21 protein-coding genes are annotated in these 23,469 nt (G+C 67.5%); 8 read left to right on the top strand and 13 right to left on the bottom strand.

Annotation, left to right across the window (positions count from 1 at the left end; all coding sequences use genetic code 11):
* Positions 1-91: 91 nt before the first annotated feature.
* Together AC0IXR_RS01895 and AC0IXR_RS01890 are read left to right on the top strand one after the other, a co-directional pair.
* The gene (locus AC0IXR_RS01895) at positions 92-400 is read left to right on the top strand and encodes a GCG_CRPN prefix-to-repeats domain-containing protein (RefSeq protein ID WP_405030549.1); all 309 of its coding nucleotides are present in this window, start codon (positions 92-94) and stop codon (positions 398-400) included.
* A gap of 296 nt (positions 401-696) precedes the next feature.
* Positions 697-3,429: a bifunctional diguanylate cyclase/phosphodiesterase gene (locus AC0IXR_RS01890; RefSeq protein WP_471759556.1), complete on the top strand. Its 2,733-nt coding sequence runs from the start codon at positions 697-699 to the stop codon at positions 3,427-3,429.
* Between the two features lie 129 nt (positions 3,430-3,558).
* Here the strand turns inward: AC0IXR_RS01890 and AC0IXR_RS01885 are convergent, their stop codons facing one another.
* A complete protein-coding gene (locus AC0IXR_RS01885) occupies positions 3,559-3,861 on the bottom strand; it encodes a hypothetical protein (RefSeq protein ID WP_471759554.1) in 303 nt (100 codons plus the stop codon).
* Between the two features lie 188 nt (positions 3,862-4,049).
* Between AC0IXR_RS01885 and AC0IXR_RS01880 the strand changes: the two genes are divergently transcribed.
* On the top strand, positions 4,050-5,117 hold the full coding sequence (locus tag AC0IXR_RS01880) for a spore photoproduct lyase family protein (protein WP_207409913.1): 1,068 nt from the start codon (positions 4,050-4,052) through the stop codon (positions 5,115-5,117).
* A gap of 40 nt (positions 5,118-5,157) precedes the next feature.
* Here the strand turns inward: AC0IXR_RS01880 and AC0IXR_RS01875 are convergent, their stop codons facing one another.
* The 6 genes from AC0IXR_RS01875 to AC0IXR_RS01850 all read right to left on the bottom strand — a co-directional run bounded on the left by AC0IXR_RS01875 (position 5,158) and on the right by AC0IXR_RS01850 (position 12,029).
* The gene (locus tag AC0IXR_RS01875; RefSeq protein WP_471759552.1) at positions 5,158-5,841 is read right to left on the bottom strand and encodes a class I SAM-dependent methyltransferase; all 684 of its coding nucleotides are present in this window, start codon (positions 5,839-5,841) and stop codon (positions 5,158-5,160) included.
* 61 nt (positions 5,842-5,902) lie between these two features.
* Positions 5,903-6,976 (bottom strand): glycosyltransferase, encoded by a 1,074-nt coding sequence (locus AC0IXR_RS01870; RefSeq protein WP_471759550.1) that lies wholly within the window; start codon positions 6,974-6,976, stop codon positions 5,903-5,905.
* Positions 6,973-7,890, bottom strand: coding sequence for a galactosyltransferase-related protein (locus tag AC0IXR_RS01865; RefSeq protein ID WP_471759548.1), 918 nt, complete (start codon positions 7,888-7,890; stop codon positions 6,973-6,975). Before AC0IXR_RS01865 ends, AC0IXR_RS01870 begins: the two co-directional genes overlap by 4 nt.
* A gap of 48 nt (positions 7,891-7,938) precedes the next feature.
* The gene (locus AC0IXR_RS01860; RefSeq protein ID WP_471760222.1) at positions 7,939-9,075 is read right to left on the bottom strand and encodes a glycosyltransferase; all 1,137 of its coding nucleotides are present in this window, start codon (positions 9,073-9,075) and stop codon (positions 7,939-7,941) included.
* A 22-nt stretch (positions 9,076-9,097) separates the two neighbouring features.
* Positions 9,098-9,985, bottom strand: coding sequence for a glycosyltransferase family 2 protein (locus tag AC0IXR_RS01855; RefSeq protein WP_471759546.1), 888 nt, complete (start codon positions 9,983-9,985; stop codon positions 9,098-9,100).
* Complete coding sequence (locus AC0IXR_RS01850) at positions 9,975-12,029, bottom strand: HAD-IIB family hydrolase (protein WP_471759544.1); 2,055 nt, start codon at positions 12,027-12,029, stop codon at positions 9,975-9,977. Before AC0IXR_RS01850 ends, AC0IXR_RS01855 begins: the two co-directional genes overlap by 11 nt.
* Positions 12,030-12,089: 60 nt before the next feature.
* Here AC0IXR_RS01850 and AC0IXR_RS01845 point away from each other — a divergent pair, with 60 nt between their 5' ends.
* The gene (locus AC0IXR_RS01845; protein ID WP_471759542.1) at positions 12,090-13,130 is read left to right on the top strand and encodes a glycosyltransferase family 4 protein; all 1,041 of its coding nucleotides are present in this window, start codon (positions 12,090-12,092) and stop codon (positions 13,128-13,130) included.
* A complete protein-coding gene (locus tag AC0IXR_RS01840; protein ID WP_471759540.1) occupies positions 13,130-14,338 on the top strand; it encodes a glycosyltransferase family 4 protein in 1,209 nt (402 codons plus the stop codon). The genes AC0IXR_RS01845 and AC0IXR_RS01840 overlap by 1 nt, the downstream gene beginning before the upstream one ends.
* Here the strand turns inward: AC0IXR_RS01840 and AC0IXR_RS01835 are convergent.
* Positions 14,326-15,309 (bottom strand): glycosyltransferase family protein, encoded by a 984-nt coding sequence (locus tag AC0IXR_RS01835; RefSeq protein ID WP_471760221.1) that lies wholly within the window; start codon positions 15,307-15,309, stop codon positions 14,326-14,328. The two genes, AC0IXR_RS01840 and AC0IXR_RS01835, sit on opposite strands and share 13 nt — an antisense overlap.
* Positions 15,310-15,389: 80 nt before the next feature.
* Here AC0IXR_RS01835 and AC0IXR_RS01830 point away from each other — a divergent pair, with 80 nt between their 5' ends.
* Positions 15,390-16,019 (top strand): hypothetical protein, encoded by a 630-nt coding sequence (locus AC0IXR_RS01830; RefSeq protein WP_471760220.1) that lies wholly within the window; start codon positions 15,390-15,392, stop codon positions 16,017-16,019.
* A gap of 46 nt (positions 16,020-16,065) precedes the next feature.
* Positions 16,066-16,710 (top strand): hypothetical protein, encoded by a 645-nt coding sequence (locus tag AC0IXR_RS01825; protein WP_471759538.1) that lies wholly within the window; start codon positions 16,066-16,068, stop codon positions 16,708-16,710.
* A 97-nt stretch (positions 16,711-16,807) separates the two neighbouring features.
* On the opposite strand, the gene AC0IXR_RS01820 is transcribed toward AC0IXR_RS01825, so the two are convergent.
* Positions 16,808-17,716 carry a LysR family transcriptional regulator gene (locus AC0IXR_RS01820; RefSeq protein WP_471759536.1) on the bottom strand — a complete coding sequence of 303 codons (909 nt, stop codon included), beginning with the start codon at positions 17,714-17,716 and terminating at the stop codon, positions 16,808-16,810.
* Between the two features lie 89 nt (positions 17,717-17,805).
* Here AC0IXR_RS01820 and AC0IXR_RS01815 point away from each other — a divergent pair, with 89 nt between their 5' ends.
* Positions 17,806-18,249 (top strand): PACE efflux transporter, encoded by a 444-nt coding sequence (locus AC0IXR_RS01815; protein WP_471760219.1) that lies wholly within the window; start codon positions 17,806-17,808, stop codon positions 18,247-18,249.
* Positions 18,250-18,329: 80 nt separating this feature from the next.
* Here the strand turns inward: AC0IXR_RS01815 and AC0IXR_RS01810 are convergent, their stop codons facing one another.
* From AC0IXR_RS01810 to AC0IXR_RS01795, 4 genes are all read right to left on the bottom strand, one after another.
* On the bottom strand, positions 18,330-19,223 hold the full coding sequence (locus AC0IXR_RS01810) for a lipase family protein (protein ID WP_471759535.1): 894 nt from the start codon (positions 19,221-19,223) through the stop codon (positions 18,330-18,332).
* A gap of 164 nt (positions 19,224-19,387) precedes the next feature.
* Entirely contained in the window at positions 19,388-20,083 is a 696-nt protein-coding gene (locus AC0IXR_RS01805) for a response regulator transcription factor (RefSeq protein ID WP_471759534.1), read from the bottom strand.
* The gene (locus AC0IXR_RS01800) at positions 20,080-22,794 is read right to left on the bottom strand and encodes a DUF4118 domain-containing protein (RefSeq protein ID WP_471759533.1); all 2,715 of its coding nucleotides are present in this window, start codon (positions 22,792-22,794) and stop codon (positions 20,080-20,082) included. Before AC0IXR_RS01800 ends, AC0IXR_RS01805 begins: the two co-directional genes overlap by 4 nt.
* Before the next feature lie 37 nt (positions 22,795-22,831).
* Positions 22,832-23,437, bottom strand: a complete 606-nt coding sequence (locus tag AC0IXR_RS01795) for a K(+)-transporting ATPase subunit C (RefSeq protein WP_461235213.1) — start codon at positions 23,435-23,437, stop codon at positions 22,832-22,834.
* Positions 23,438-23,469 lie beyond the last annotated feature (32 nt).

Raw genomic sequence — 23,469 nt, 5'->3', positions numbered from 1 at the left:
TCGATAGGTTTCGCTAACTGCCACTCGTGATGCTGTTTGCAAAACGCGAGTTCACCATGCGAAATCCCCTCGCCATGTGAGGATCATTACGATGAAGCCATGCATTCCCGCCCTGGTCGCTATCTGCAGTTTGGCATCGGTGCCTGCGATGGCCTTTCCCATCGCCTCAAATCTTGCGAGTGAGGCTCCGGTGCTGGGCGTTGCCGGAGGCTGCGGCCCGGGAGCGTGGCGTGGCCCATGGGGCCATTGCCGCTCGACGCCTTATGTCGGACGCCTGCCGGGCGGCTGGTATCAGGCACGGGCCGGCAATGGCTGCCCTCCCGGTTACTGGCGCGGGCCGTGGGGGCATTGCCGCAACACGCCCTATCACGGCCGCCTGCCCGGTGGCGGCTGGAAGTAGCGGGTCCGGTTTCCCGAAGCCTGGGGCAAGGCTCACTCTCCGTGAGCACCGGTCGCCGGCACCCGGCATCTGAACAGGTCGGCGGCGAGCCAGGAAGTCGCGGCTTTATAGAGGAAATCCCGTCTCGATCAGACCTCTATTATAACTTAAGGCAAAAGTTCCGAGTTTTTTAAACCGTACCCCGGCAGGCTCGCCTCTAATTGGCGAAAGGCTGTCGTTGGATGTATCGTGCATTTTTGTGCATGACCGAGGAGCATCACTGGTGGGTCGTACCACTGGCGATCCTCGTATGTTGGGTGTCGAGTCACACCGCTCTGCGGCTCGTTCGCCACGTCTTTCGAAGCCAGGGCTTCGAGACATGGGCTTGGCTGTTCGCGGCTGGTTTCTCGGCCGGTGCCGGCATGTGGAGCACCCACTTCATCGGGATGCTCGGCTATGATCCAGGCCTCGCGACCGGCTACGATCTGACGCTCACCCTCGTTTCCCTTCTCGTCGGCATTCTCGGTTCGATGGTGGCGCTCGCCTTGTCCCGATGGAGCGCGGCCCCCGCAGTGGCTGTCGCGGCCGCGGTGATCCTGGGCATCAGCATGACGGGGATGCATCTCGCGGGGATGGCGAGCCTGCAGGTCGCCGCTACCCCTGTGATGAACTGGCCGCTTCTCGCCACGGCGCTGCTCATCGGCTGGTCGCTGACGGCCATCGCCTTCGTGATTTTTGCACGCGACACGCTTCGATACGCCACCACCGTGGCGGCAACGCTCCTGACGATTTCCGTCGCGGGCGTGCATTTCGCCGCCATGGGCGCAGCCGAGCTGATCCCGAACATGGCCGCGCCCGAGATTGCGTCGAGCCTGCCGCGTTTCGCGCTGGCGTCGGGCATCGCCGCGACAATGCTGACGATTGTCGGTTTCGCGGGACTCGCCCTGTTCGTCGACCGCATGCGCCGGGCCAACCAAGCCTTGCGCACGAGCGAAGCCGCTTATCGGCTTCTCGCGGAGAACACCAAAGACGTCATCATCTGGTCCGACCTCGATACCATCCGCCGTTATGTCTCGCCCGCGTCGGTGGCGGTGCTCGGTTATCCTCCCGAAGACATCATCGGCACCCGGCCCATCGATTTCGTCCATCCCGAGGATGTCGCCCAATACCGACATGTTCTCTCCGACCTTGTCGAGGGCCGGATCGAGGGAGCTATCACGACCCAGCGCTATCGTCGGCAGGACGGCTCCTGGGTATGGATCGAAGCGTGCCTCAAGGTCACGCGCCTGCCCGGCTCGTCCGAGCCCATCGGCTACGTGTCGTCGTTACGCGACGTCACCGACCGCAAGGCCGCGGAAACGGCGTTACGATCCAGCGAAGAACGGCTCGCTTTCGCCCTGGACAGCGGCAGCGACGGCCTTTGGGACTGGGACCTCCCGACGGGCAAGGTGTGGCTCTCGGACCGTTGGCAGAGCATGCTCGGCTACGATCCCGGCGAGATCGAGGGGCATATCAAGGCATGCGAACAGCTAACGCATCCCGTCGATGTCGCGACGGTCCGCCGGCTCCTCCTCGACCATATCGGCGGGCGAACGCCGATTTTCGAATGCGAACTTCGCATGCGAAAGAAGGACGGGGGCCATACCTGGATCTTATCGCGCGGCAAGGTGGTGACACGCGACGCAACCGGACGCCCGCTGCGCATGGTCGGCACGCATATCGACATCGCGGAACGCAAGCATGCGGAACATCAGCTCGAACATCTGGCCACGCATGATGTGCTGACCGGCCTGCCCAACCGCGCGCTGTTCCGGGACCGGCTCGGCCGGGAAATGGACAATGCCCAACGACGGGGGCACATCTTCGCCGTCCTCGCCTGCGACCTCGACCGCTTCAAAGCGGTCAATGACAGCCTCGGCCATCCGGCGGGAGACAGCCTCCTTCGAGCCGTCGCCGAGCGGTTGACGTCGGTCATTCACGAGGGCGACACCGTTGCGCGATTGGGCGGCGACGAATTTGCCATCGTGCTGAGAGAACCCGATCTCCTTCAGACTGCCACCACCACGGCGCAGCAGGTGATCGAGGCGCTGCAATCGCCCTTCGACCTCGGCGGCCGCTCCGTCAGTGTCGGCGTCAGCATCGGCATCGCTGTCGGGCCGCAGGATGGCGGCGACCCGGATCAGTTGTTCAAGAATGCCGACATCGCCCTTTACCGCGCCAAGGCGGCCGGGCGGAACACGTTCCGCTTCTATGAGCCCGGCATGGATGCGGCGATCGCCGCGCGCAACGTTCTCGAACTCGATCTGCGCGAAGCCGTGCGGCTGGGTCAGTTCGAATTGTACTATCAACCGATCATCGAGCTTGCCACCGACACGACCAGCGGCTTCGAGGCCCTGATGCGCTGGCGTCACCCCGTCAAAGGCTTGGTTTCGCCGGCTGATTTCATCCCATTGGCCGAGGAGACCGGCCTGATCGTTCCCCTCGGCAGCTGGGCCCTGCGGGAAGCCTGCCGCGAAGCGGCGGCTTGGCCAGGCGACCTCCGGGTCGCGGTGAACGTCTCGGCAGCGCAATTCACGACGCCCGGCCTGGAGCATTGCGTCGTATCGGCTTTGGCCGCGTCCGGTCTGAGGCCGGACCGCCTGGAGTTGGAGATCACCGAGAGCGTGCTCATCGGTGACGCGGACAGCGTGACGGCTTGCCTTCACCGGCTTCGTGCGCTCGGGATCCGCATCGCGCTGGACGATTTCGGCACCGGCTACTCATCCCTCAACTACCTGCGTCGATTTCCCTTCGACAAGATCAAGATCGACCGGTCGTTCGTTGCCGAGATCGCCGATGCGGACACCGCCGCCATCGTCCGCGCCATCGTCGGACTTGGCGGACGCATGGGAGCGAGCATCACGGCGGAAGGGGTCGAGAACGACGTTCAACTGTCCTGCATTCGTCGCGAAGGATGCACGGAAGCGCAGGGCTATCTTCTGAGCAGGCCCCTCCCTGCCCTGGAAGCGTTCGAGTTCGCATCCAACAGGAAACAAAGCGCTGCCGCTTGAAGCTGGTCACGAACTCCCGGTGATGGATCGGTCTCTCCCCGGGGGAGTCAACGCAATGGGAGACTCGTCAGAAACGTCGTGTCCTGCCTGACCGCAAACCCGGGAGACTTCGCATCGGCCAAAGCGGCGTCAGCGGTCTTCACTCAGGATTCTCAAGGCGCAAATTTTCTGGTCGAGCGCGATCAGCATGTCGATGAGGGTGTAAGGCGCGGGTCCGCGATGCGCCATCTCCCGCGCAAGGGCCTGCTTTTCCAATTCCAGCTGATCGATGAGCGTGTCGAAGCAGATCATGCCCGAGATACGCGGCAACCAAGGCAATAGTTTCACCTCCCGTGACGGACGCGTCTTGAGCGCATGTTTCGACACCGCCGCAAAGAGGGCGAGGTTAATTATCTGTGAACGATAGGGTGGCCCATCGGGCCCGGCGGCCAATCTCCGCCTCGGATTTCCGCCGCGCGACGTTCGCTCCCCCGCGATGGCCCGTCACTCGTCCGCTGGACTCGATCGAGCCCCGAAACACGGGCGGCGCGACGACCGGATCGACGGCGAGGGCCATCCCCTCCGGCCCCCAGAGCCCTATCTTACGTGGCACGGGGCGAACGCGCGCCGCAGGACACCGCATGGCCCTTTCCCGCGACATTCTGGATATCAGGACGATCTACCACGAGCCTGCGGTTTCGAATTTCCCGCGCGGCCTCGCCATCCTCGACCGCTTCCCCGACGCCGAGCGGATCGAGGTGCCGTCGCACTGGAACATCCCCTCCCTGCACGGCAACGAAGGCTCGGCGGAGGACTGGCTGCGGATCAAGCGCTCGACCTTGGTGCTCGGGGTGAAGAAGGGCCTGACGATGCGGCCGAATGGGCGCAGCGCCCATTTCATCGCGCCCTCCACCTCGAATGGCTGCGCCATGGCCTGCGCCTATTGCTACGTCCCCCGTCGCAAGGGTTTCGCCAACCCGATATCCCTCTTCGTCAATGTCGAGCAGGTCTGCGCCGCCATCGCCCGCCATGCCGCGCGCCAGGGACGGCTCCCCGAGCCGGATACGGTGGATGCCGACCATTGGGTCTACGATCTCGGCGAGAATGGCGATCTTTCCGTGGATGCGAGCCTCTCGGACAACGTGCGCGACATGGTCGGTCTGTTTCGGGATCTCCCGAACGCCAAGGCCTCCTTCGCCACGAAGGCCGTGAACCGGGAGTTGCTGACCTACGATCCACAGGGCAAGACCCGGATCCGCTTCTCCCTGATGCCCGAACGGATCGCGAAAGTGGTGGATGTGCGCACGGCCCCGATGCGTGAACGCATCGCCGCCATCGACGACTTCGTGGCGGCAGGGTTCGAAGTCCATGTGAACTTCTCGCCGGTCATCCTCTACGAAGGCTGGGAGGCCGATTGGCGAGAACTGTTCACCGCCATCGATGACGGGATCGGGGCGGCGGCGAAGGCGCAACTCAAGGCCGAGATCATCCTGCTCACGCACAATGCGGATCTCCACGCCGTCAACCTGAACTGGCATCCCCGCGCGGAGGACCTGCTCTGGCGGCCCGATATCCAGGAGGGAAAACGGTCACAGGGTGGCGGCGACAACCTGCGCTATCGAAGCGGCTGGAAAGGGCGGTGGATCGCGCGTTTCAAGGATCATCTGGCCGAGCTGATGCCCTATTGCCAAGTCCGCTATGCCTTCTGAAGCGATGGCGTCCGAGGTGCCGATGCACCCGGCCTAGGTTTCAGACTGGCTTGAGGAACTTGCACTTCCCCTCCTGCGACCAGGGCCCCTTTACGCCGGCTTCCGCGCAGAAGGCATCGACCGCCCGCGTGACCCCGGGGAAGCTCCCACCCAGGCGGTCATAATCGTCGGCGACGAACAGGCCGCCCGGGCGCAGAACCGGCCACCACGCCCGAAGGTCCGCCGCCACGGAGGCCTCTTCGTGGCCGGCATCGAGATGGATGACGTCGGCCGTGACGTTGCGCAGGCGCATCAGTTCCGCAGCGTTCACCGAGTCCAGTGGAAGCGGCACGACCCGGTCCGCCAGCCCCTCGCGCAGGACGTTGGCAAGGAAGCTCCGGTAGAGGCTCGGATAGCCGTGTTCGGTGGCGAGTTCGGCGAACAGACCCGAATCCGCCCAATGGTCGACGGCGCCGAGCCAGGTATCCACCGCGATGACGGTTCCCTCGACGCCATGCGCCGCCATGGTCCTGGCCAGATGAAGTGTGCTCGCGCCCTTCCAGGCTCCTATCTCCACGACCACGTGGGGCCGGAATTCGATGACGGCTTCGTCGAGATAGGGATGGACGCTGCGCCAGCCCTGGAGATCGAGGGGCCGCAGGTCATCCGGCGGGTCCGCGAAGGGATCGCGGCCGTGCCAGAGGGCGTCGATGACGGCGCGGCGGGTCCAGGGAATGGGGCTCATGGGCGGCTCACTAAGAGGTTGCGCCCATCCTCGGGGCGGGCATCCGGAGGGGCGAGGGAACTCAGGGCCGCTTCACCTGCGCCTGCACTTGCGCCTGCGCGTAGAGGGCCTCGCAGCGTTCCAGCCAGAGATCGCGGGTGAACAGGCGCATGACACGGGCGTGCGGGACCTCGCGCGGGATCGTGAGGGCCTCACCGATCGCGACGGCGAGCGCAGAAATGTCGTCCGGCGGCACGAGGTATCCGGCCTCGCCCACGACCTCCGCGGCGGCCCCCATCATGATCCCGGCCACCGGCACGCCGCAGGCCATGGCCTCGATCACCACGAGGCCGAAGGGCTCGTCCCAGCAGGGCGTGAACAGGAAGACGGAGGCGCGGCCGACCTCCTTCGCAAGAGTGTCGCCGAAGAGGTGGCCGCCGTAGCGGATGGCGCCGCCGAGCTGCGGGGCGACCCGCGCGTCCCAGTATTCCCGATCCTCGATCGGACCGAACAGCGTCAGGGGGAGGCCGGCGCGCTGCGCCGCCGCGACGGCGAGATGAGTGCCCTTGATGGGCGCGATGCGCCCGGACCAGACGGCGCTGCCATCGCCCCGATCACGATAAGGCCAGGCGCGAGGATCGATGCCGTTATGGAGGACGGACACATTCTCCGGTGGCACATCGGGCCACCAGACCTTGCGCTGGGCCTCCGACGTGACGGTGATCCGGTGCCCAGGCACGAGGCTCTCCTGCACGAACCAGCGCAGGGCGTCGTAGGGCGGCACGTGGAGCGACGTCACAGTCGGCACCGCCGCCAAGCGCCGACGCTCCAGGGGCAGGCGGCTCAGCGAGTTGTTGTGCAGCACGTCGAAGCCGCCGGCCGCGATCCGGTCGCAGGCGGCGGCGTAGCCGGCATCCACATGAGCCTTGAGCCCGGAATCGCCCCGGTGCTCCAGACCGGGGAAGCTGCGCTCGTGATGCACCGGGATCACCGGATCGATCGCGAAGCGCGGGTCGCTGTCCCCGGCGGCGAACAGCACCACGTCGTGTCCCCGCGCCATCAGCCCCTCGGCGAGGGTCCAGCTATGGGCTTCCATGCCGCCCGCGAAGGGGGCCGCCACCGGATGGCGCAGATGGGCGAGGAGCGCGATCCTCACGCGGTGAGAGCCGTGGCCGACTGGGCTTCGAGGTACCGGATGACGGAGGCCGAATTGCTGTAGGGCTGATGGCTCTGCTGGCCGGTGAGTGCGAAATCACCGGGCTCCGGCCGGCGCAGGATGCGGATCGGCTGGTCGGGAGTGTCGTCGATCAGGCCCATCACCTTGAAGGCGTAGAGCCAGTGGCCCATCGTCCGGTAGCCCCACTTGGCCTCGAACAGTTCGGCGTTGCGCACCACGCTGTCGAGATGGTGGACAGGTGGCATGTGGTGCGGATGGTACTGGTGATAGGCGAGGCCGCCCTTCATCCAGGCGATGGGAATCCCACCCTGGTCGAGGATCTTGCCGAAATCCGTGTCCTCGCCGCCATAGCCGGTATAGCGCTCGTCGAAGCCGCCGGTGGCCAGGAAGGTCGATCGCCGGATGGCGAAGTTGAGGGACCAGAAGCAGCGATAATCGGGACAGATTTCGAGGCCGGAGGCCGGGGGGCCCCGGCGGTCGGAATGCTTCTCCGCGACCGCTGCAAAATCCGCGATTGTCCAGTCGCCCGCAGTGGCGTGCTCGGGCAGGTGGAGCACCTCACCCATCAGCAGGCCGTCGAGTTCGGCGAGGCCTCTTGCATAGTCGGCGACGAGTTCGGGGGCCGGGATGCAGTCGACGTCGAGGAAGATCACCGCGGCCCCGCTGGCTTCCGCGACACCCCGGTTTCGGGCCGCCGCCAGCGGCAGGTCCGTACCCGGCACCAGGATCTGGCGGACCGGGAAGCCGACCTCGGGCAGGTCGTAGGGCACGTCCTGCATCACCGCGATGATGAACTCGGCGGGCCTCTGCGTCTGGCGCTCCAGGCCCCGCAGCACGTTGCGCAGGTGCGCGGGCCGTCCCTTGGCCAGGGTCACGACGGAAACGGTGGACATCGGTCGGTCTGGCTCCGGGCGGGTTTCAACGATGGGGTCGAGGGGCATTCAGCCTGCGGCAACGACGGTGAGCGCGGGACGCTCCGCTGCGCCCTGCCAGAGTTCGTCGGTCAGCCCTTCGAGCCAGCCGGCGGCACGACGGGCGGCGTCCGGCGCGTAGAGGCTGCGCAAGGGCGCGGGGTCGAGGGCGCGGGCCCGGTCGAGGAGATCGCGCCAGCCCTTGAGGTCGCCGGGCCAGACCGGGGCCTGGACGGCCGCACCAAGCCGGACCAGGGCCTCGGCTTTGCGGGTCTGCTCACCGAAGTAGCGCCATTCCGGCATGACGATCAGACGCCCGCCGACGCGCGCGACCTCGTGGATCGTGTTGTCGCCCGCCGACGCCACGACGATGTCGGCCGCGGCGAGATAGTCGGTCACCGAGGGCACCCAGCCGAGTTCGCGCAGGTTGGAGAAATCCGTCTCGTGCCCCTCGCGGTGGGTGGGCCCGAGGGTCAGCCAAAGGGCTTCGGGCGCGGCGCGTGCGGCCACCGTCAGGGGGGCGTAGGGGGTGCCGCTCCCCCCTCCCCCCGTGACCGCGACGACGATCTCGCGGTCGGGGTCGAGGCCGAGCTTCGCACGCGCCTCGGCACGGCCCAGGACACCGTCGACGCTGGTGCAAAGGCCGCCGCTGTAGAAAGTCTTGGCCCGCAGCTGAGCCGGGTAGTCGTCCTGTTCCATGCGCTCGTCGAACGGGGCCAGCATGCCGACACAGGCCTCGTAGGCGCCCAGATGGCCGATGTCGGAGCGGTCCCCGTGCATGCGAATCTGCACCGCCGGAACACTGGCGATGCGCGCGAGCAGCGCGATCTCTGCGGAGACGTCGACCACGAACAGGCCGACGTCACGTTCGTCGAGATGGTCGAGGATCCGCCGCATGGTCCGGCGCATCTCGGTGAGGCCGAGGGGCACGCAGTGCATCACCTGCGGCGTCGGCTCCGCATAGAGTCGCGGGGTCGGTACCTCGGCGCCGATCATGTTCGGCAGCGTCACGATCTCGATATCGCGGGAAAACCCCTCGAACAGCTGCGGGCCGGCGGTGAGCACGGAGACGGGCCGGTCGCGTGCGAACTCGGCCGCCACCGCCATCGTGCGGTTGGCATGGCCGCGTCCCTGGTGGTGGACGAAGAACGCGATGGGCTTCTTGATCGATGTCACGGGTCGCATTTCGTCAGGAGTAAAGGGCGTCGGGCCGCAGGGCGGCGGCGATTTCGGCGGTACTCGGATGGCGGATGACCCGGATCGCGGGGGAGTCCGCGTCCCAGGCGATCAATCCGGCGGCCTCGAACTGACCGAGCCAGTAGGTCATGCACCAGCGTCCATGCGCCCGGCGGAAGCGGGTGGCATTGGCGAGGATGGGCTCGAAATGCTGCAACGGCGGCACGTGGACCGGGTGGTGCTGATGATAGGCGCGCGCCCCCGCGACCCAGAACGTCGGGAGACCGGAAGCGTCGAGGCGGGTGGCGAGGTCGGTCTCCTCGCCGCCATAGCCAACATAGGCCTCGTCCATGCCGCCGACGGCGCGCCAGGCGCGGGCCGGCAGCGCGAAGGACAGGCCCCAGAGTTGGCCGGGATCGGGCTCCCGGCGCAGGCCCGTTCGCGGGACCGCCGGCCGTGCCGGATGTGCCCGGCCGTGTCGGGCCAAAGCCGCGTCGTCGGAAGCCGTCTCCGCATCCAATCCCGGCGGCAGATAAAGCACCTCGCCGAGGAACAGGCCGTCCGTCTCCGATGCGGCCCGGCGATAGGCACCGACGAGGCCGGGCGAGGCAATGCAGTCCACGTCGAGGAAAACCAGCAGGTCTCCGGTTGCGGCCTCGGCCGCGCGGTTGCGGGCGGCGGCGAGCGGCATCGGCTCCCCGGCCACGAAGATATGACGGACGGGACAGCCCGGATCGGGCAAGTCCGGCACCGGCTCTGGCTGCATCCAGGCGATTACCAGTTCATGCGGCCGCAGGGACTGCCGGGCCAAACCACGCATCAGATTGCGCAGGCGGTCGGCCCGGCCGCGCACGAGCGTGAGCACGCTCGCGGAAGGCCCGTCCGAAGGCTCAGCCCGCATCGACCAGCATCCTGCGGAAATGGCCGACGCCTTCGATGATGCCACGGGCGTGCGAGGTCCGGGCGACGTAGGAATGCTTCAGGGCCGCATGGCTCGCCAGGTCGTCGGAATAATTGGCGACGATGATGGCCTGCGCCTCGGCGCGCAGCATCTCCACGTCGTTTCCGGAATCGCCCGCCACGAACACGGCTCTCTCCGGCAAGCCGTAGAGGGCGCGGACATGGCGCACCGCGGTGCCCTTCGATGCCGCCACCGGCAGGACGTCGAGGTAGCGTCCGTGGCTGTGGATCACGTTGGCGAGGAGGTCCGCTTGCGCGAGGCGGTTTCGTACCGCCTCAGCCGCCGCGGCATCCCCGAAATAGCTCAGCTTGTGCCCGCGCTGCTCCAGCCCCCCCTGGGGCACGAGCCCATCGAGACTGCCGAGCACCGCCTGCATGCCGGCACGGTCCCACCCGGTCAAGACGGCGTCGCGCCAAGCCAGATCGGCCGTGTAGGTCACGCCGTTGGGATCGAGATGGTAGATCTCCGATCCCACCGAAGTGATCATCACCTGCGGGCGCGGACTGGCCTGCTGCTCGAGGATCGCCATGGCGCTGTGAAAGGAGCGACCGGTGGCGACACCGAAGGCCAAACCTGCCTGCCAGCTGCGCCAGCGCCGGAAGATTCCGAGCGCCGCCTCGCAACCCACCAGCGTGTTGTCGATATCGCAGATCAGCAATTGCCGTGGCTCCGCCATGGGCGGCTCGGGTGCCAGGAGCGCCCGCAGTAGGTCGTGGTAGCGCGCCGCATGCTGATCCCAGTCATAGGCAGCGGCCGCGCACGCGCCTCCCGCTACACACCGCGCGTAGAGGTCGGGCTCGCCGAGGATGCGCAGGCACGCGGCCGCGATCGCGTCGGGCGCGCGCGGATCGACGAGGAGACCGTTGCCGCAGGTCTCGACGATGTCGTTCGGGCCGCCGCTATCGGTGGCGACCAGCGGCAACCCTGACGCCGAGGCTTCCAGCAATGTCAGACCGAACGGCTCGTTGAGGGCGGGGTTCACGAACAGGCCGCCGCGCACGCGGGCATAGGCGTAGATTGCCGGCACATCCTCCGGGTCGTGGGTCTTCGGATAGGCGACGCGTCCGTAGAGATCGTAGCGGTCGATCAGCACCAGGATCTCACGCAGAGTGGCGGCCATGTCGCCGTCGAGCGCATCGATGTCCTCGCGCGTGCCGGCCATGAGGACGAGGTTGGCGCGGGACTGCAGGGCCGGGCTTTCGCCATAGGCCCGCAGCAGAGCCGCCAGATTCTTGCGCGCCACCGGCCGGGCGAGGGCAAGCAAGGCGGGCTTGCCCGGATCCTGCAGAAAGCGGTCGATGGTGTCATCGACCCGCGAAAGGGGCTCGGCAGACGCGAACCGTGCGAGATCGCTGCCCGGTGGTAGGACCCGGATGCGTCCGGGATCGTAGGCGACGTATCCGGCATATTGCACTTCCGCCTCGTCGCGGGACGAGGCAATGACGAGACTGGCGCTAGCCAGCGCCCCCTCTTCCGCAGCGATGCGGTGGGCGAGATCGGCGGAGGTCTCCGCTCCTACACCCAACATCGATGCCTTGACCCGCCCGAGCGAATGGGCGGTGAACACGAAGGGTATCCCGAGTTCATCCGTCACGAGCCTCGCGACCGAGGCGGCATCGGCGTAATGGGCATGGATCATGTCCGGCGCCCGAGGCTGCCGTGCGATCCAGTCCATGAGGCTCCGGGCGAAGCTCGCCACCTCCTCGTGCATCTCCTCCTTGGCGCGATAGACGGGGGACGCGCTCGCGAGCCGCACGAGCTCGACCTTGTCGGAGATCCGCTCTTCGGGCACGGCGTAATCCGGGCCATGCGTGCCGTCGAACAGACGTGTCGCCATGACGATCCGGTCGATGCCGGCATCCTGTGACGAGGCGGCTACGAGATCGAGCAGGTAGCGGATATGGCCGCCGGTATCGGCGGTGAGCCCAAACACCACTCCGCCGCCGCGCAGGCAGCCCTGAAGGGCGATATGCAAGATAAACATCAGGCCGACAGCGTTGTAAGCGCGCTGAGACAAGCAAATTCTGTAGTTGAGGTCCGCTCCGTGATTCGCGTCGCCCAAGTCGCCCCGAACATTTTCCCTGTTCCTCCCGAGCATCACGGTGGCACGGAGCGGGTCATTCATGACCTCAGCACGGCACTACGAAACCTCAGCGTCGAAATAACGCTGTTCGCGCCGTCCGACAGTGCGACAGACTTACCACGCATCGGCGACCATCCCAGTCTGGCGGCCCTCGAAAGCCGGCACGGTCGCGTTGCACCCGGCGTCCCTGCGGCGCTCGATGCGCTGCAATTGGAGGCGCTGCGGCTGAGGATGGACGAGTTCGACATCATCCATTGCCACGGCGAGTTCGCACATGCGGCGCTCCTCGGAGCCCGCCGGCGGCACAGCCTGACCACGATCCACTGGCGGGTGGACGAGCTCGACCGGGCGCTGTTCTTCGCGGGGTTTCCCGACCTGCCGGTCGCGGCGATCTCGGCGGCGCAGGAGGCCGGCATCCCGGCCTCGAACCGCGCCGGGATCGTCCATCACGGCATCGCGCGGGACCGCTACGGCTTGCAGACGCAGCCCGGCGACCATGTCGCCTTCGTGGGTCGGATGACCGACCAGAAGCGGCCGGACACCGCCATCCGTGTCGCGCGCGCCGCCGGCCTGCCGATCCGGCTCGGCGGCACGATCGACGTCGGGAACCCCGACTATTTCGAACGCCACGTGCGCCCGCTTCTCGGCGAGGACGCGACCTATCTCGGTCCCGTGGACGATTCCCGGAAGGCGGATCACCTGGGAAGCGCGCGGGCTCTGCTCTTCCCCATCGACTGGCCCGAGCCCTTCGGCCTCGTGATGATCGAGGCGATGGCCTGTGGCACGCCAGTGATCGCCTGGAACCGCGGCTCGGTGCCGGAGATCGTCGAGGACGGCGTGACCGGCTTCGTCGTCTCCTCCGAGGCCGAGGCGGTGGAGGCCCTGGGCCGGATAGACCAGCTCGACCGCACCCTCATCCGTCGCCGCTTCGAGGCGCGCTTCACCGCCGAGCGCATGGCGGCCGATTACCTCGCCATCTATCGCCGACTGCTTGCTGCCTGATGCGCGTCGCGCTCCTCACATGGGATTATCCGCCGGCACCGAGCGGCCTCTCGACCGCCGCCCGGGAGATCGCCGAAAGCCTCGCCGAGGCCGGCGTCGACGTCACGGTCTTCACCCTCGACCGCGTCGGCCGCGAACGGGTCGAGGGCGTGACGGTTGCGGGGATTGGCCTGCCGCCGGACGGCGGGCTGGCCCGCCTGCGCCGCTGGGGTTCGGCCGGGCACCTCGCCGCACCGCTGGCCTTCCGCCATGCCATCCTCGCCGACCATGCCCGAGCTCCCTTCGACGTCGTGGAGGCAACGAACTGGTACGCCCCCGCCGCGCTGCTGACCGGCCGCCGAGACCTGCCGCTGGTCACGCGTAGCTCGACGCCCGCCGCTTTCTCGCGCCCACCCGCCGGCTCGTTGCGCGATGACCTGGACGGAAGAGCCGCCGATGCCCTGGAACGCCGCCAGGCACGCGGCAGCGCCGGGTTGATCGCCAACACCGTCGAGCACGGGGCCGTGATCGCCCGAGCCTACGGCCTGTCCGGCCGACAACCGGAGGCAGTGATCGGCCTCAGCCTGCCGCCGGAGATCGCGGCAGCGGCGCGCGGCGCGTTGTATCCGGAGGATGAAGGGCCGGTACGCCTGCTCTTCGTCGGCCGGGCAGAAGCACGAAAAGGCTTCGACGCGCTTCTCGCTGCGGTTGCGATCCTGGCCGAGGAAGCGAGGCGCGGCGGCGTGCCCGCCTTCGTGCTCGATCTCGTCGGCGTGCCGGCAACGGATCTCCCGGCCGACATTCCTGAAGCGGCGCGGGCCTGCATTCGCGCACGCGGCCGGATGCCCGCGGAAGACCTCGCCGACGCCTATGCCAAGGCGCACGCAGTGCTCGCCCCCTCTCGCTACGAGAGCTTCGGCCTCGTCTATCAGGAGGCCCTCGCCTATGGCCGGCCGGTGGTGGCCTGTGCGCAGGACGCGAGCGCGCGCAGGTTCGTAGGCGGGCCCGGCGCCGGGCCGCTGGCCAAGGAGGCTACCGGCCCGGCCCTGGCCGATGCCCTTCGTCCGCTGCTGGCCGATCCGGCTCTGCGCCGCACTTATCGGACCAACGCACTGGCGGCGGCTGGCCGCTTCAGCCGGGAGGTGCTCGCCAGAGAGACCCTCGACCTCTATGCTCGGGCTATCGCGGCGGCCCAGGCCCACGGGTCAGCGCGGCCTCACTCCCGGTAGGGCTGCAGCAGCGAGGCCTCCTCCTCGGGACGTCCGCGTCCCGGGTCCAGGCTCTCGTAGCGCCGTGAGCGAGCCAGGACATGGCCCCGGCTCAGACGGTGCTCGATCGCCCCGTGCAGGGCGATGAAGCTGCGTGGCCAGCCGCCGTCGAGGACCGGCCGCTCATGCACGCGCCCAGCATAGCGCACGGACTTGCGATTGAGCCGATACTGCACGTCCGGGTAGACGTCCGAGAGGATGCCGTCGACACGGTTCCGGCGCGCCAAGCCGACGCAGAGGACAACGTCCGCCTCCGCCATGGCAGCCAGCGCCGGAAGGAGCTGGCCGGAATCGGCAGTGAGGCTCTCGTCGGCATCGAGCTGTAGCATCCAGGGATTGCGGGCGAGATCCTGAAGGACGTTGCGCTGCGTACTGAAATCACCGTCCATGGGCCGGGCGCCCACCCGCACGGCACTCGGTGGAAATCCGGCCGTGGGCACGGCTCGCGGCGGATGCGCCGGCGCGTCGAGCAGGATTACGACATCGTCGGTCCAGCCCGCATGGCTCGCCACGTTAGCCAGGACGGCGTCGAGCTCTGCCGGCCGGCAGAGCATGCCCAGGGAGACCGGCACTCCCGCCGCCCCGTCTAGGGCGTAGAGGTCCGCCCGCGCGGCACGGTCGCCATGCGGATGTCGAAGGTCGGTCCGCCCCTCGTCGTCGAGCGCACGAACGCCGAGGCCGAAGCCGGTCGCGGCACTGCGCAGGGTGTAGAGATCCAACCCGTAGCCGCCCTCCGGGTCGGGAAGGAAAATCGGGCCCGAAAGGCGCTCGGCGAGATCCGCGCGGCATCGCTCAGGGTCTGCATCCGCCGCCAGCAGGAGGCCGCAGGACGCGCAGGCGAGCGGAAAGGCGCGGCGGCGTCCACCCGGATAGATGAGGTGCCGGTCGGTCGGCTGCAGCATGGCGGCGCCACAGACAAAGCATCGACGCATCATCGGTCCCCCTCCCCGCTCGCACCTTGCCGCGCGGGTCCGACGCCATACCTCCGCTGTTCCTCGTACCCCTGCCGCAAGTGAACACCCAGGTCGACTCCCCCCTCTCCCACGACGTGCTGCGGTTACCGGATTCGCCGCTCGCCATCGTCGGCAACGCGCCGGGGATCGAGGCCGCCGCCGCCATCGACGCCGCCGCCTCTGTCGTGCGCTTCAACAACGCGGCGGGTTTCGGCGGGAGCACCGGCTCCCGGGTCACGCACCTCGCCCTGGTCAATCGCGGCGGACAGATGCGCGAATGGCTGGCCGACCCGGGCTTCCTCGATCGCCCCGTCGTCCGGCGGGCAGATGCGTTCATCCTGCCATTCCCGATGCTCGCCGCAGAGGAGAACCAGCCTGAACAGATGTGCTGGACCCGCGAGGTGCTGGCCTTGCTGGCTCCCCTCGGCAAACCGGTCCACGTGCTGTCCGACGATCTGCACCGCGAGGGGCGGCGTCGCCTCGCGCCTGGCACCACGGGACGGCCGAACCCCAGCACCGGATTCCTCGTGACGCTGGCGCTCCTCCTCGGCCGGCGACCACAATCCGAGCCGATCGATGCCTATGGCTTCGGCTTTGCCGGCTGGCCCGGCCATCCCTGGGCCGCCGAGCGCGCGTGGTTCGCAGAGGCCGAGGCGGCCGGGCGGCTTCGACTGCACACCTCCACGTGAACCGCCCATCCCTGGGCCGGGCTCCTCACAAGACCGAGTTTCCCACATGACCACGCTGATCACCGTCCTGAAGGGCGGCGGCCGTTACGACGCGAGCTGGGTCGAGCGCCTCGCTCGCGGCGTGCGCCGCCACGCCCCGGCCTTCGACACGATACTCTGTCTCACGGACCTTCCCCTCAACGTAACCGGCGTGGAGCGCGTGGGGCTTAGGCACGATTGGCCGGCATGGTGGGCAAAGATGGAGGCGTTTCGTCCCGGCCTGACGCGGGGAACGTCGGTGCTGTGCGATCTCGACACCGTCTTCACCGGGCCGGCCGACGCCCTCGCCTCGCCGGGATTGGCCGCGATGGAGGATTATTTCCACAAGGGCCGTCTCTCCAGCGCCCTGATGCGCTGGGAGGGCGGCGAACTGGACTTCCTCTCCACCGCCTTTACGGCGGACCCTGCGCGCTGGATGGAGGCGGGGTCATGCGGACCGGTCCCGAACGCCGTGCACGGCGATCAGGTCGTCATCGACCACCTGCTACGACGGGAAGGCGTGCGCCCGGACTATATCCAGCGCCTTCACCCGAACCTGCTCGATTTCTACGACCCGCGCCGGGCCGATCACGGTCCGGTGGTGATCTTCATCGGTGATGCGAAGCCGGACAATGCGGCCGGCCCGGTCCGCGCGGCATGGGAACGGCCTTGACCCGTCTCATGCCACCGGTCCGGTTCCCGCTCATGAAGGGCTGATCGCCCCGCGATTGGAAGGCGTCCTCCACCGGGACGAGTTCGCATTCCGTCCCTCACCCTGCTTGGCCACTGTTCGACAGGGTGCCGACCCTTTCCGCCGCGAAGCGCTCGCGGAGCCACGCCGCAGCGGGGCCGCAGGGGCGCTGCTTGTGCCAGACCAGTTCCAGGGCGATCGGCCAATCGCCCTTGTCGAATTGTAGGTCCGGCGTGACGAGGTACGGCGCGGTCTGAGACGCCGCGATGACGTGGTCGGTGACGAAAGCCCAGCCGATCCCGTGTTTCACCAATTCGAGGATCACCCAGTGGCTCTCCACCCACCAGACCTCGGCGGCCACCCGCAGGCGGCGCTTTTCCGGCCCGTCGCTGCGCGCGGCGACGAGGATCTGGCGGTGGCGCTTCAGTTCCTCCCACTCCACGCGTGCTTTTGCCAAAGGATGATCGCATCCGCAGACGAGCTTGAGCGGTACCCAGCCGATGGTCTGGAAGCCCAGTTCCGTGGGTAGGACCTCCTGGCGCCACATCACACCGAGATCGGCGGCTCCGGATTGAACCATGCGGCTGACATCCTCCATCAGCGGGAAGAGCAGTTCCAGTTCCACGAAGGGGAAATGCCACGCGAAATCGGCGAAGAGGGCGCCGAGCGCATGTTCGGGGTAGAGTTCGTCGATGGCGACCACCAGCCGGTTCTCCACCCGCCGCTCCAGGCTGCTCGCCACGCCGATGAGATGCTCCCGCCTGTCGAGCACCACGCGCGCTTCGAGCAGCAGCCGCTCTCCCGCCGGTGTGAGCACCGGGTTCCTGCCCGCCCGGCTGAATAACGCCACGCCCAGATCCGTCTCCAGGTTCGCCACCTGGGTGCTGATGGCCGACTGCGCCTTGCGCAATGTCCGGGCTGCGCCGGAGAAGGACCCGGCCTCGGCCGCTGCCACGAAGGCCTGAAGCTGGTCGAGTGAGACGGCCATCTATCTGAATCCGAGATACATACCAACTTGATACTCTGGGTATCGCAGATAGGAAGCGGTCAACCAACGAGATTGTTCAAGGTATGACCATGCGCAGCACACGCGACCGTATCCGCCACGCCCTCCTGTTCGAGATGTTCGGGCTCGCGCTGATCATCCCGTTCGGCACCGTGCTGTTCGGATTGCACGCCTCCGATATGGGCATGATCGGCGTGGGCAGCGCCGTGATCGCAACGGCCTGGAACTACGTCTACAATCTCGGTTTCGATCGAGCCATGCAACGGCTCGCCGGTCACACGCGAAAGAGCCTCCCCCTGCGAGTGGGGCACGCCGTTTTGTTCGAGGCAGGTCTGCTCATGATCCTGCTGCCGCCGATCGCCTGGTATCTCGGGATCGGCCTCGCGCAAGCCTTCTTCATGGATCTCGCGATAGCGGCTTTCTACGTGGTCTACGCCTTCCTCTTCAATCTCGGCTACGACCGGGCCTTCCCATTGCGGAGCTGGAGCGAGAACGCGGCGGAGCCGTGCCGCTGAGCGGCGCCCGTCGCCTGCAGCAGAGGCCCAGGCTTCGAAAGTGCACCCTGGGGGCGGATCGGCGACGATCCCCCCTGCTTTCAGACGGATTCCGCGCTCCTGACGGGCCGTTGCTGACGCGAAACGAAATTCGAGACGATGGCTGAAAATTCCGGAGTGCGAAGATAGCCGTAGGATTTATGGTGGTTCGGCTCCCCGCCGGGACGCCGGTACGCATTCATGACTCTCCGGTCGTCGATGCGGATGCCGGTCTCGTTTGGCGGGTAGTCCGTCGCCAGATCACCCATGATGGCGACGACGTCTTCTCCATCGGCGAGGTTCGTCCAAGCCGCGACGTTGTTCGGCACGCGTAATGTGTCGTGCTCGGCCTCGAATTTGAGTTTCACCTTCGCCAGGCCCAATGGCGACGCCGCCGTGACGAGATGATCGATCCTCAATGAGGGTTCGTCCCGTTCCAGCATCCGCAAGACGTCGTAGGCGATGACCGACCCCATCGAATGGGCGACAAGAAGGATGCGATGGGCGCTGAACGCCTTCAGGCGTTCGATCAGCCGCGTGCGAACCCGACGGGCGAAGTTCTGTTCGGCGTGATAGTGCCACAGGTCGTCGAAGCGATGTTCGAGAATGACATCGTCGACGAGAGTCACGCCGGTCGCCTCCTCGACGGCGTCGATCCCAGCATAGACCGGCGCCAGCATGGCGTTGGTGGTGAGCGTCGGCGCGGTCTCCCCGCGTGGCAGAGGTCCCGTCCCCTCGTAAGGCCGGTATGGCTCGCGGTTGCCATCCCCGGACAGCGGCGCGTCGTAGCGAAGATCGGCCCAGTAGACGAAGTCGAACGCGAAGTGGGGATCGGCGATGCCTTCGTTGCGAACGAGGCCCTCGTCGATGGCCGCCTTCCACCAGCGCGTTTTCTCATCTGCGGGTGGTTTGTTCGCGAGACCGTGGATGCCGATAACGACGCAATCGCGCTCCATAGGTCCGGTGGGTTCCTCTCGATGAAGGCGCGCGCTTCACCACGCCCGCCTTTGTCAGGTCGGTCCATGAACGCGAATCCCCGGATTTCGATGCATGGCGAAGGGTGAAGTTGGCGACGCATGCCCATCGCCCATGCAGCCGTCGGTGCTTGCGTCAGGGCATGTCACGTCCGGGCATCGTCCTCCGGCGCGCGCAGGCGGTAGCCGATTCCGGTCTCGGTGAGGAGGATGCGCGGCCGCTCGGGATCGGCCTCAAGCTTGAGGCGCAGCTGGCGCATGTAGACCCGCAGGTATTGCGGGTCCGACGAGGTCGAGACCTCCTTCATGAGTTGGGCGTGTGTGAGCGCCTTGCCGGCATGCTGGATCAGCACGCGCAGGAAATCGTACTCGCGCGGGGTGAGCTTCACTTCCGCTCCGCGCACCCGGACGATGCGGCGCACGAGATCGACGCTAAGGCCATCGACCTCGAACAGGGCGCGCTCGCCCTGGACGGCGAGCTGATGCCGCAGGGCCGCGCGTATGCGGGCGAGGAGTTCGCCCATGCCGAAGGGTTTCGTCACATAGTCGTCGGCCCCGAGATCGAGGGCTTCGACCTTGCCCGGCTCGTCGTCGCGGCTCGACAGGACGACCACCGGTAGGTCGCGATGGTCCTCACGGATGCGGCGCAAGAGGTCGTGCCCCCGCATGTCCGGCAGCCCGACGTCGAGGATGATGAGGTCGATCGCCTCCTTGGCCAGGAGGTCGAGGGCGATGCGGGCGTTCGGCGCCTCCAAGATCGCGTAGCCCTGGGTCGCGAGCCCCATGCGCAGCAATTTGCGGATCGGCGGTTCGTCGTCGATGACGAGGATGTTCAGGCTCATGCGGCGAGATCCGCCCGGCTGTGTCCGGGCACCGGCAGGACGATGGTAAAGATCGCGCCGAGGCGGTCACGGCGGTTTCCCGCCGTCATTGCGCCACCCATGGCCTCGACGAAACCGCGTGCGATGGCGAGGCCGAGCCCCGTTCCCGCCCTTACGCTGTCGCCTTTGCGGACGCGATAGAACTTGTCGAACACACGCTCGACATCGGCCTCAGGCAGGCCGTCGCCCTCGTCGAGCACCGCGAGGTGGACCCGCCCACCCTCGGCCGAGCCCCGGACGGTGACGGTGGACTCCTCCGGGGCATATTTGGCGGCGTTGTCGAGGAGGTTGACCAGCACCTGCTCGAACAGGACGGGGTCGAGGCGCAGGGCCGGCAAACCCGCCGGCAGATCCAGCACGACACGGTGTCCTGCCAGAATGGGCCCGAGGCGACGCAGGGCCGTGTCCACGATCTCGGCGACATCCTGAAGGGTGAGGTTGGCCGCGACCGCTCCCGCCTCGAGCCGTGTCATGTCGAGGAGGTTGACGATGAAGCGGTTCAGACGCTCCGATTCCACGATGACGGTCGTGAGCAGGTCGGCCTTGGCCTCGTGGGCCAAAGCCCCATCGAGGTCGCGCAGGGTCGTGGCCGCCCCCAGCACCGAAGCGAGCGGCGTGCGCAGATCGTGCGAGATCGAGGTGAGCAGTGCCTGGCGCAGGCGGTCGGTCTCGGCGGCGCGCTCGGCGCGGTCGAGATCCTCCACGAGGCGGACGCGCTCGATGGCGAGCGCCGCCATATCGGCCAGGGTGTCGAACAGGCGTCGTTCCTCCGGGGTGAGGATGGGGCCGATGCGATCCGCATCGAGGCCGATCACGCCGACGATGCCGCGCCCCGTGCGCATCGGCAGGAAGAGCCGCCTGGCGCCCGGCAGGGTGTCGGCGCCGCGTCCCGCCGGCCTTTCGTTGTCGAAGGCCCATTTCGCCGCGCCGAAATCGGCCGCATCCAGCCTGTCCTCGGGTGGGAAGCCGGCGCGCACCGAGACGACGTCGTTCTCGGGCAACAGGAGCACGACGCGGACCTTGAGCATGGCGGCGATCTGGGCCGAGGTGGCCCAGAGCACGTCGTCGAGGGTTCCGCAGCCGGCGAGCTTGCGGCTGAAACCGTAGAGTCGCTCCGTTGCACGGGCACGCCCTTGCGAGACCCTGGCCTCCCGGCGGGTCTGCGAGGCGAGGTTCGAGACCACCACGGCCACCACCGTAAAGAGCAGGAACGCGGCGACGTTGGTCGGGTCGGCGATGGTGAGTGTGTAGACCGGCGGGAGAAAGAAGAAGTTGTAGGCGAGCGAGGCGGCCAGCACCGCGGCCAGCGACGGCCCCAGCCCGAGGCGCACCGCCACCGCCACCACCGCGGTCAGCAGGATGAGGTCGGCATTCTCGACGCCGAGATAGGGTTGCAAAACGAGCGCGAGTCCGAGCCCTAAAGCCGTGGCGGTCAGGGCGAGGACATAGTGACCGGGACTGAAGGCACGCACGGCCGGGGCCGTCGCCACCGTCTTCGGCGGAACCGGACCCGCCTCGATCGCCTCGCCGGCGATGACGTGGATACTGATCGTGCCGGAGCGCCGGACGATATCGTGCACCACTGAGCCGTGGAACAGCTCGAACAAGGGCGAGCGGTCGGCCTTGCCGAGAATGATGTGGTTGACGTTCGCCGAGCGGGCATAGGCGAGGATGTCGTCGGCGACACGACGGCCACCCGGGATCGTCACGGCATCGCCGCCGAGGCGGTCGGCGAGGCGCAGGGTGTCGGCGATGCGGTCGCGCGCGGCCTCGTCGAGGGAGAGGGTTCGAGGGCCCTCGACCGTGATGGCGGTCCAGGGCGCGTGCAGCCGGTCCGCGAGACGTTTGGCGTGGCGCACGAGGCCGGCCGAGCGCGGATCCTCACTGATGCAGACGAGGACCCGTTCGCCCGCGCCCCACGGACCCGCGATGGCATTGGCCCGCATGTGGCTGAGAAGTTCGTCATCGACCCGGTCTGCGGTGCGGCGGAGCGCGAGTTCCCGCAGGGCCGTGAGATTGCCCCGGGAAAAGTAGTGTTTCAGCGCGCGCTCGGCGTTGCCCTTCACATAGACCTTGCCGTCGCGCAGACGCTGGATCAGGTCGTCGGGGCTGAGATCGACAACCTCGATGTCGTCGGCCCGGTCCAAGACACCGTCCGGCACGGTTTCCCGCACGCGGATGCGGGTGATCTGGGCGACGACGTCGTTGAGGCTCTCGACATGCTGGATGTTAAGAGTGGTGTAGACGTCGATGCCGGCGTCGAGGAGTTCCTCGACGTCCTGGTAGCGCTTGGGATGGCGCGAGCCGGGCGCGTTGGTGTGGGCGAGCTCGTCCACGAGGGCCAGGGCGGGCCGACGCAGGAGCAAGGCGTCGAGGTCCATCTCATCCAGCATCGTGCCGTGATACGCGATGGAATGCCGGGCCATCACCTCGAAGCCCTCGACGAGAGTCTCGGTCTCGGACCGGCCATGTGTCTCGACCACGCCAACGACGACGTCCGTCCCGGCCTTGAGCCGAGCACGTCCGACGGTCAGCATCTCGTAGGTCTTGCCGACGCCAGGAGCCGCCCCGAGGAACACCTTGAGGCGGCCGCGATGTCCCTCTTCCCGGCGGACGGCCTCGAGCAGCGCTTCGGGCGAGGGACGGTCCGGATCGCGATGAGGCTTCAGCATGGGCGGCCCGACATGCGGAAAGAATGACGCGGCAAGATTATCTTGGCTTCAGATCGTCCAGGGCGAGGTTGAGGGCAAGGACGTTCACGCGCGGCTCGCCGAGGATGCCGACGAGCCGGCCCTGGATCTGAGCCTCCACGAGGGAGCGCACCCTGTCCTCCGACAGTCTGCGCTCCCTGGCGACGCGGGGAACCTGAAACTGGGCCGCGTCCGGCGAGATGTCCGGATCGAGGCCCGAACCGCTCGTAGTGACAAGGTCGACCGGTACGGGCCGGCCGGGATTCTCGGCCTTCAGAGCGTCGAGGTCACCCTTGACCCGTTCCGCCAGGACGGCGCTCGTCGGACCGAGGTTCGAGCCCGAGGAATTCGCGGCATTGTAGGGCGACGGGACAGTCTTGGTGGAATCGGCCGGGTCGGCGGCACTCGTCGCCGAGGGCCGACCGTGAAAATACCCGGCACCAGTGAAGGACTGTCCGATCAGGCTGGAGCCGACGATCCTGCCGTCGCGCTCGATCAGGCTGCCGGCGGCCTTGGCCGGGAAGATCGCCCCCGCGAGGCCGGTCATCGCGAGGGGATAGGCGAGCCCCGTAAGTGCCGTCAGGGCGATCAGCAGGATGAAAGCGGGGCGAAGCTGGGTCAACATGGACGTATGCCTGTCGTGAGTTGGCGTGACGG

The sequence above is a fragment of the Methylobacterium sp. AC832 genome, assembly GCF_979256025.1.
Note: the sequence above shows the minus strand (reverse complement) of the source record. Positions and strands in the feature narration are given on the sequence as shown.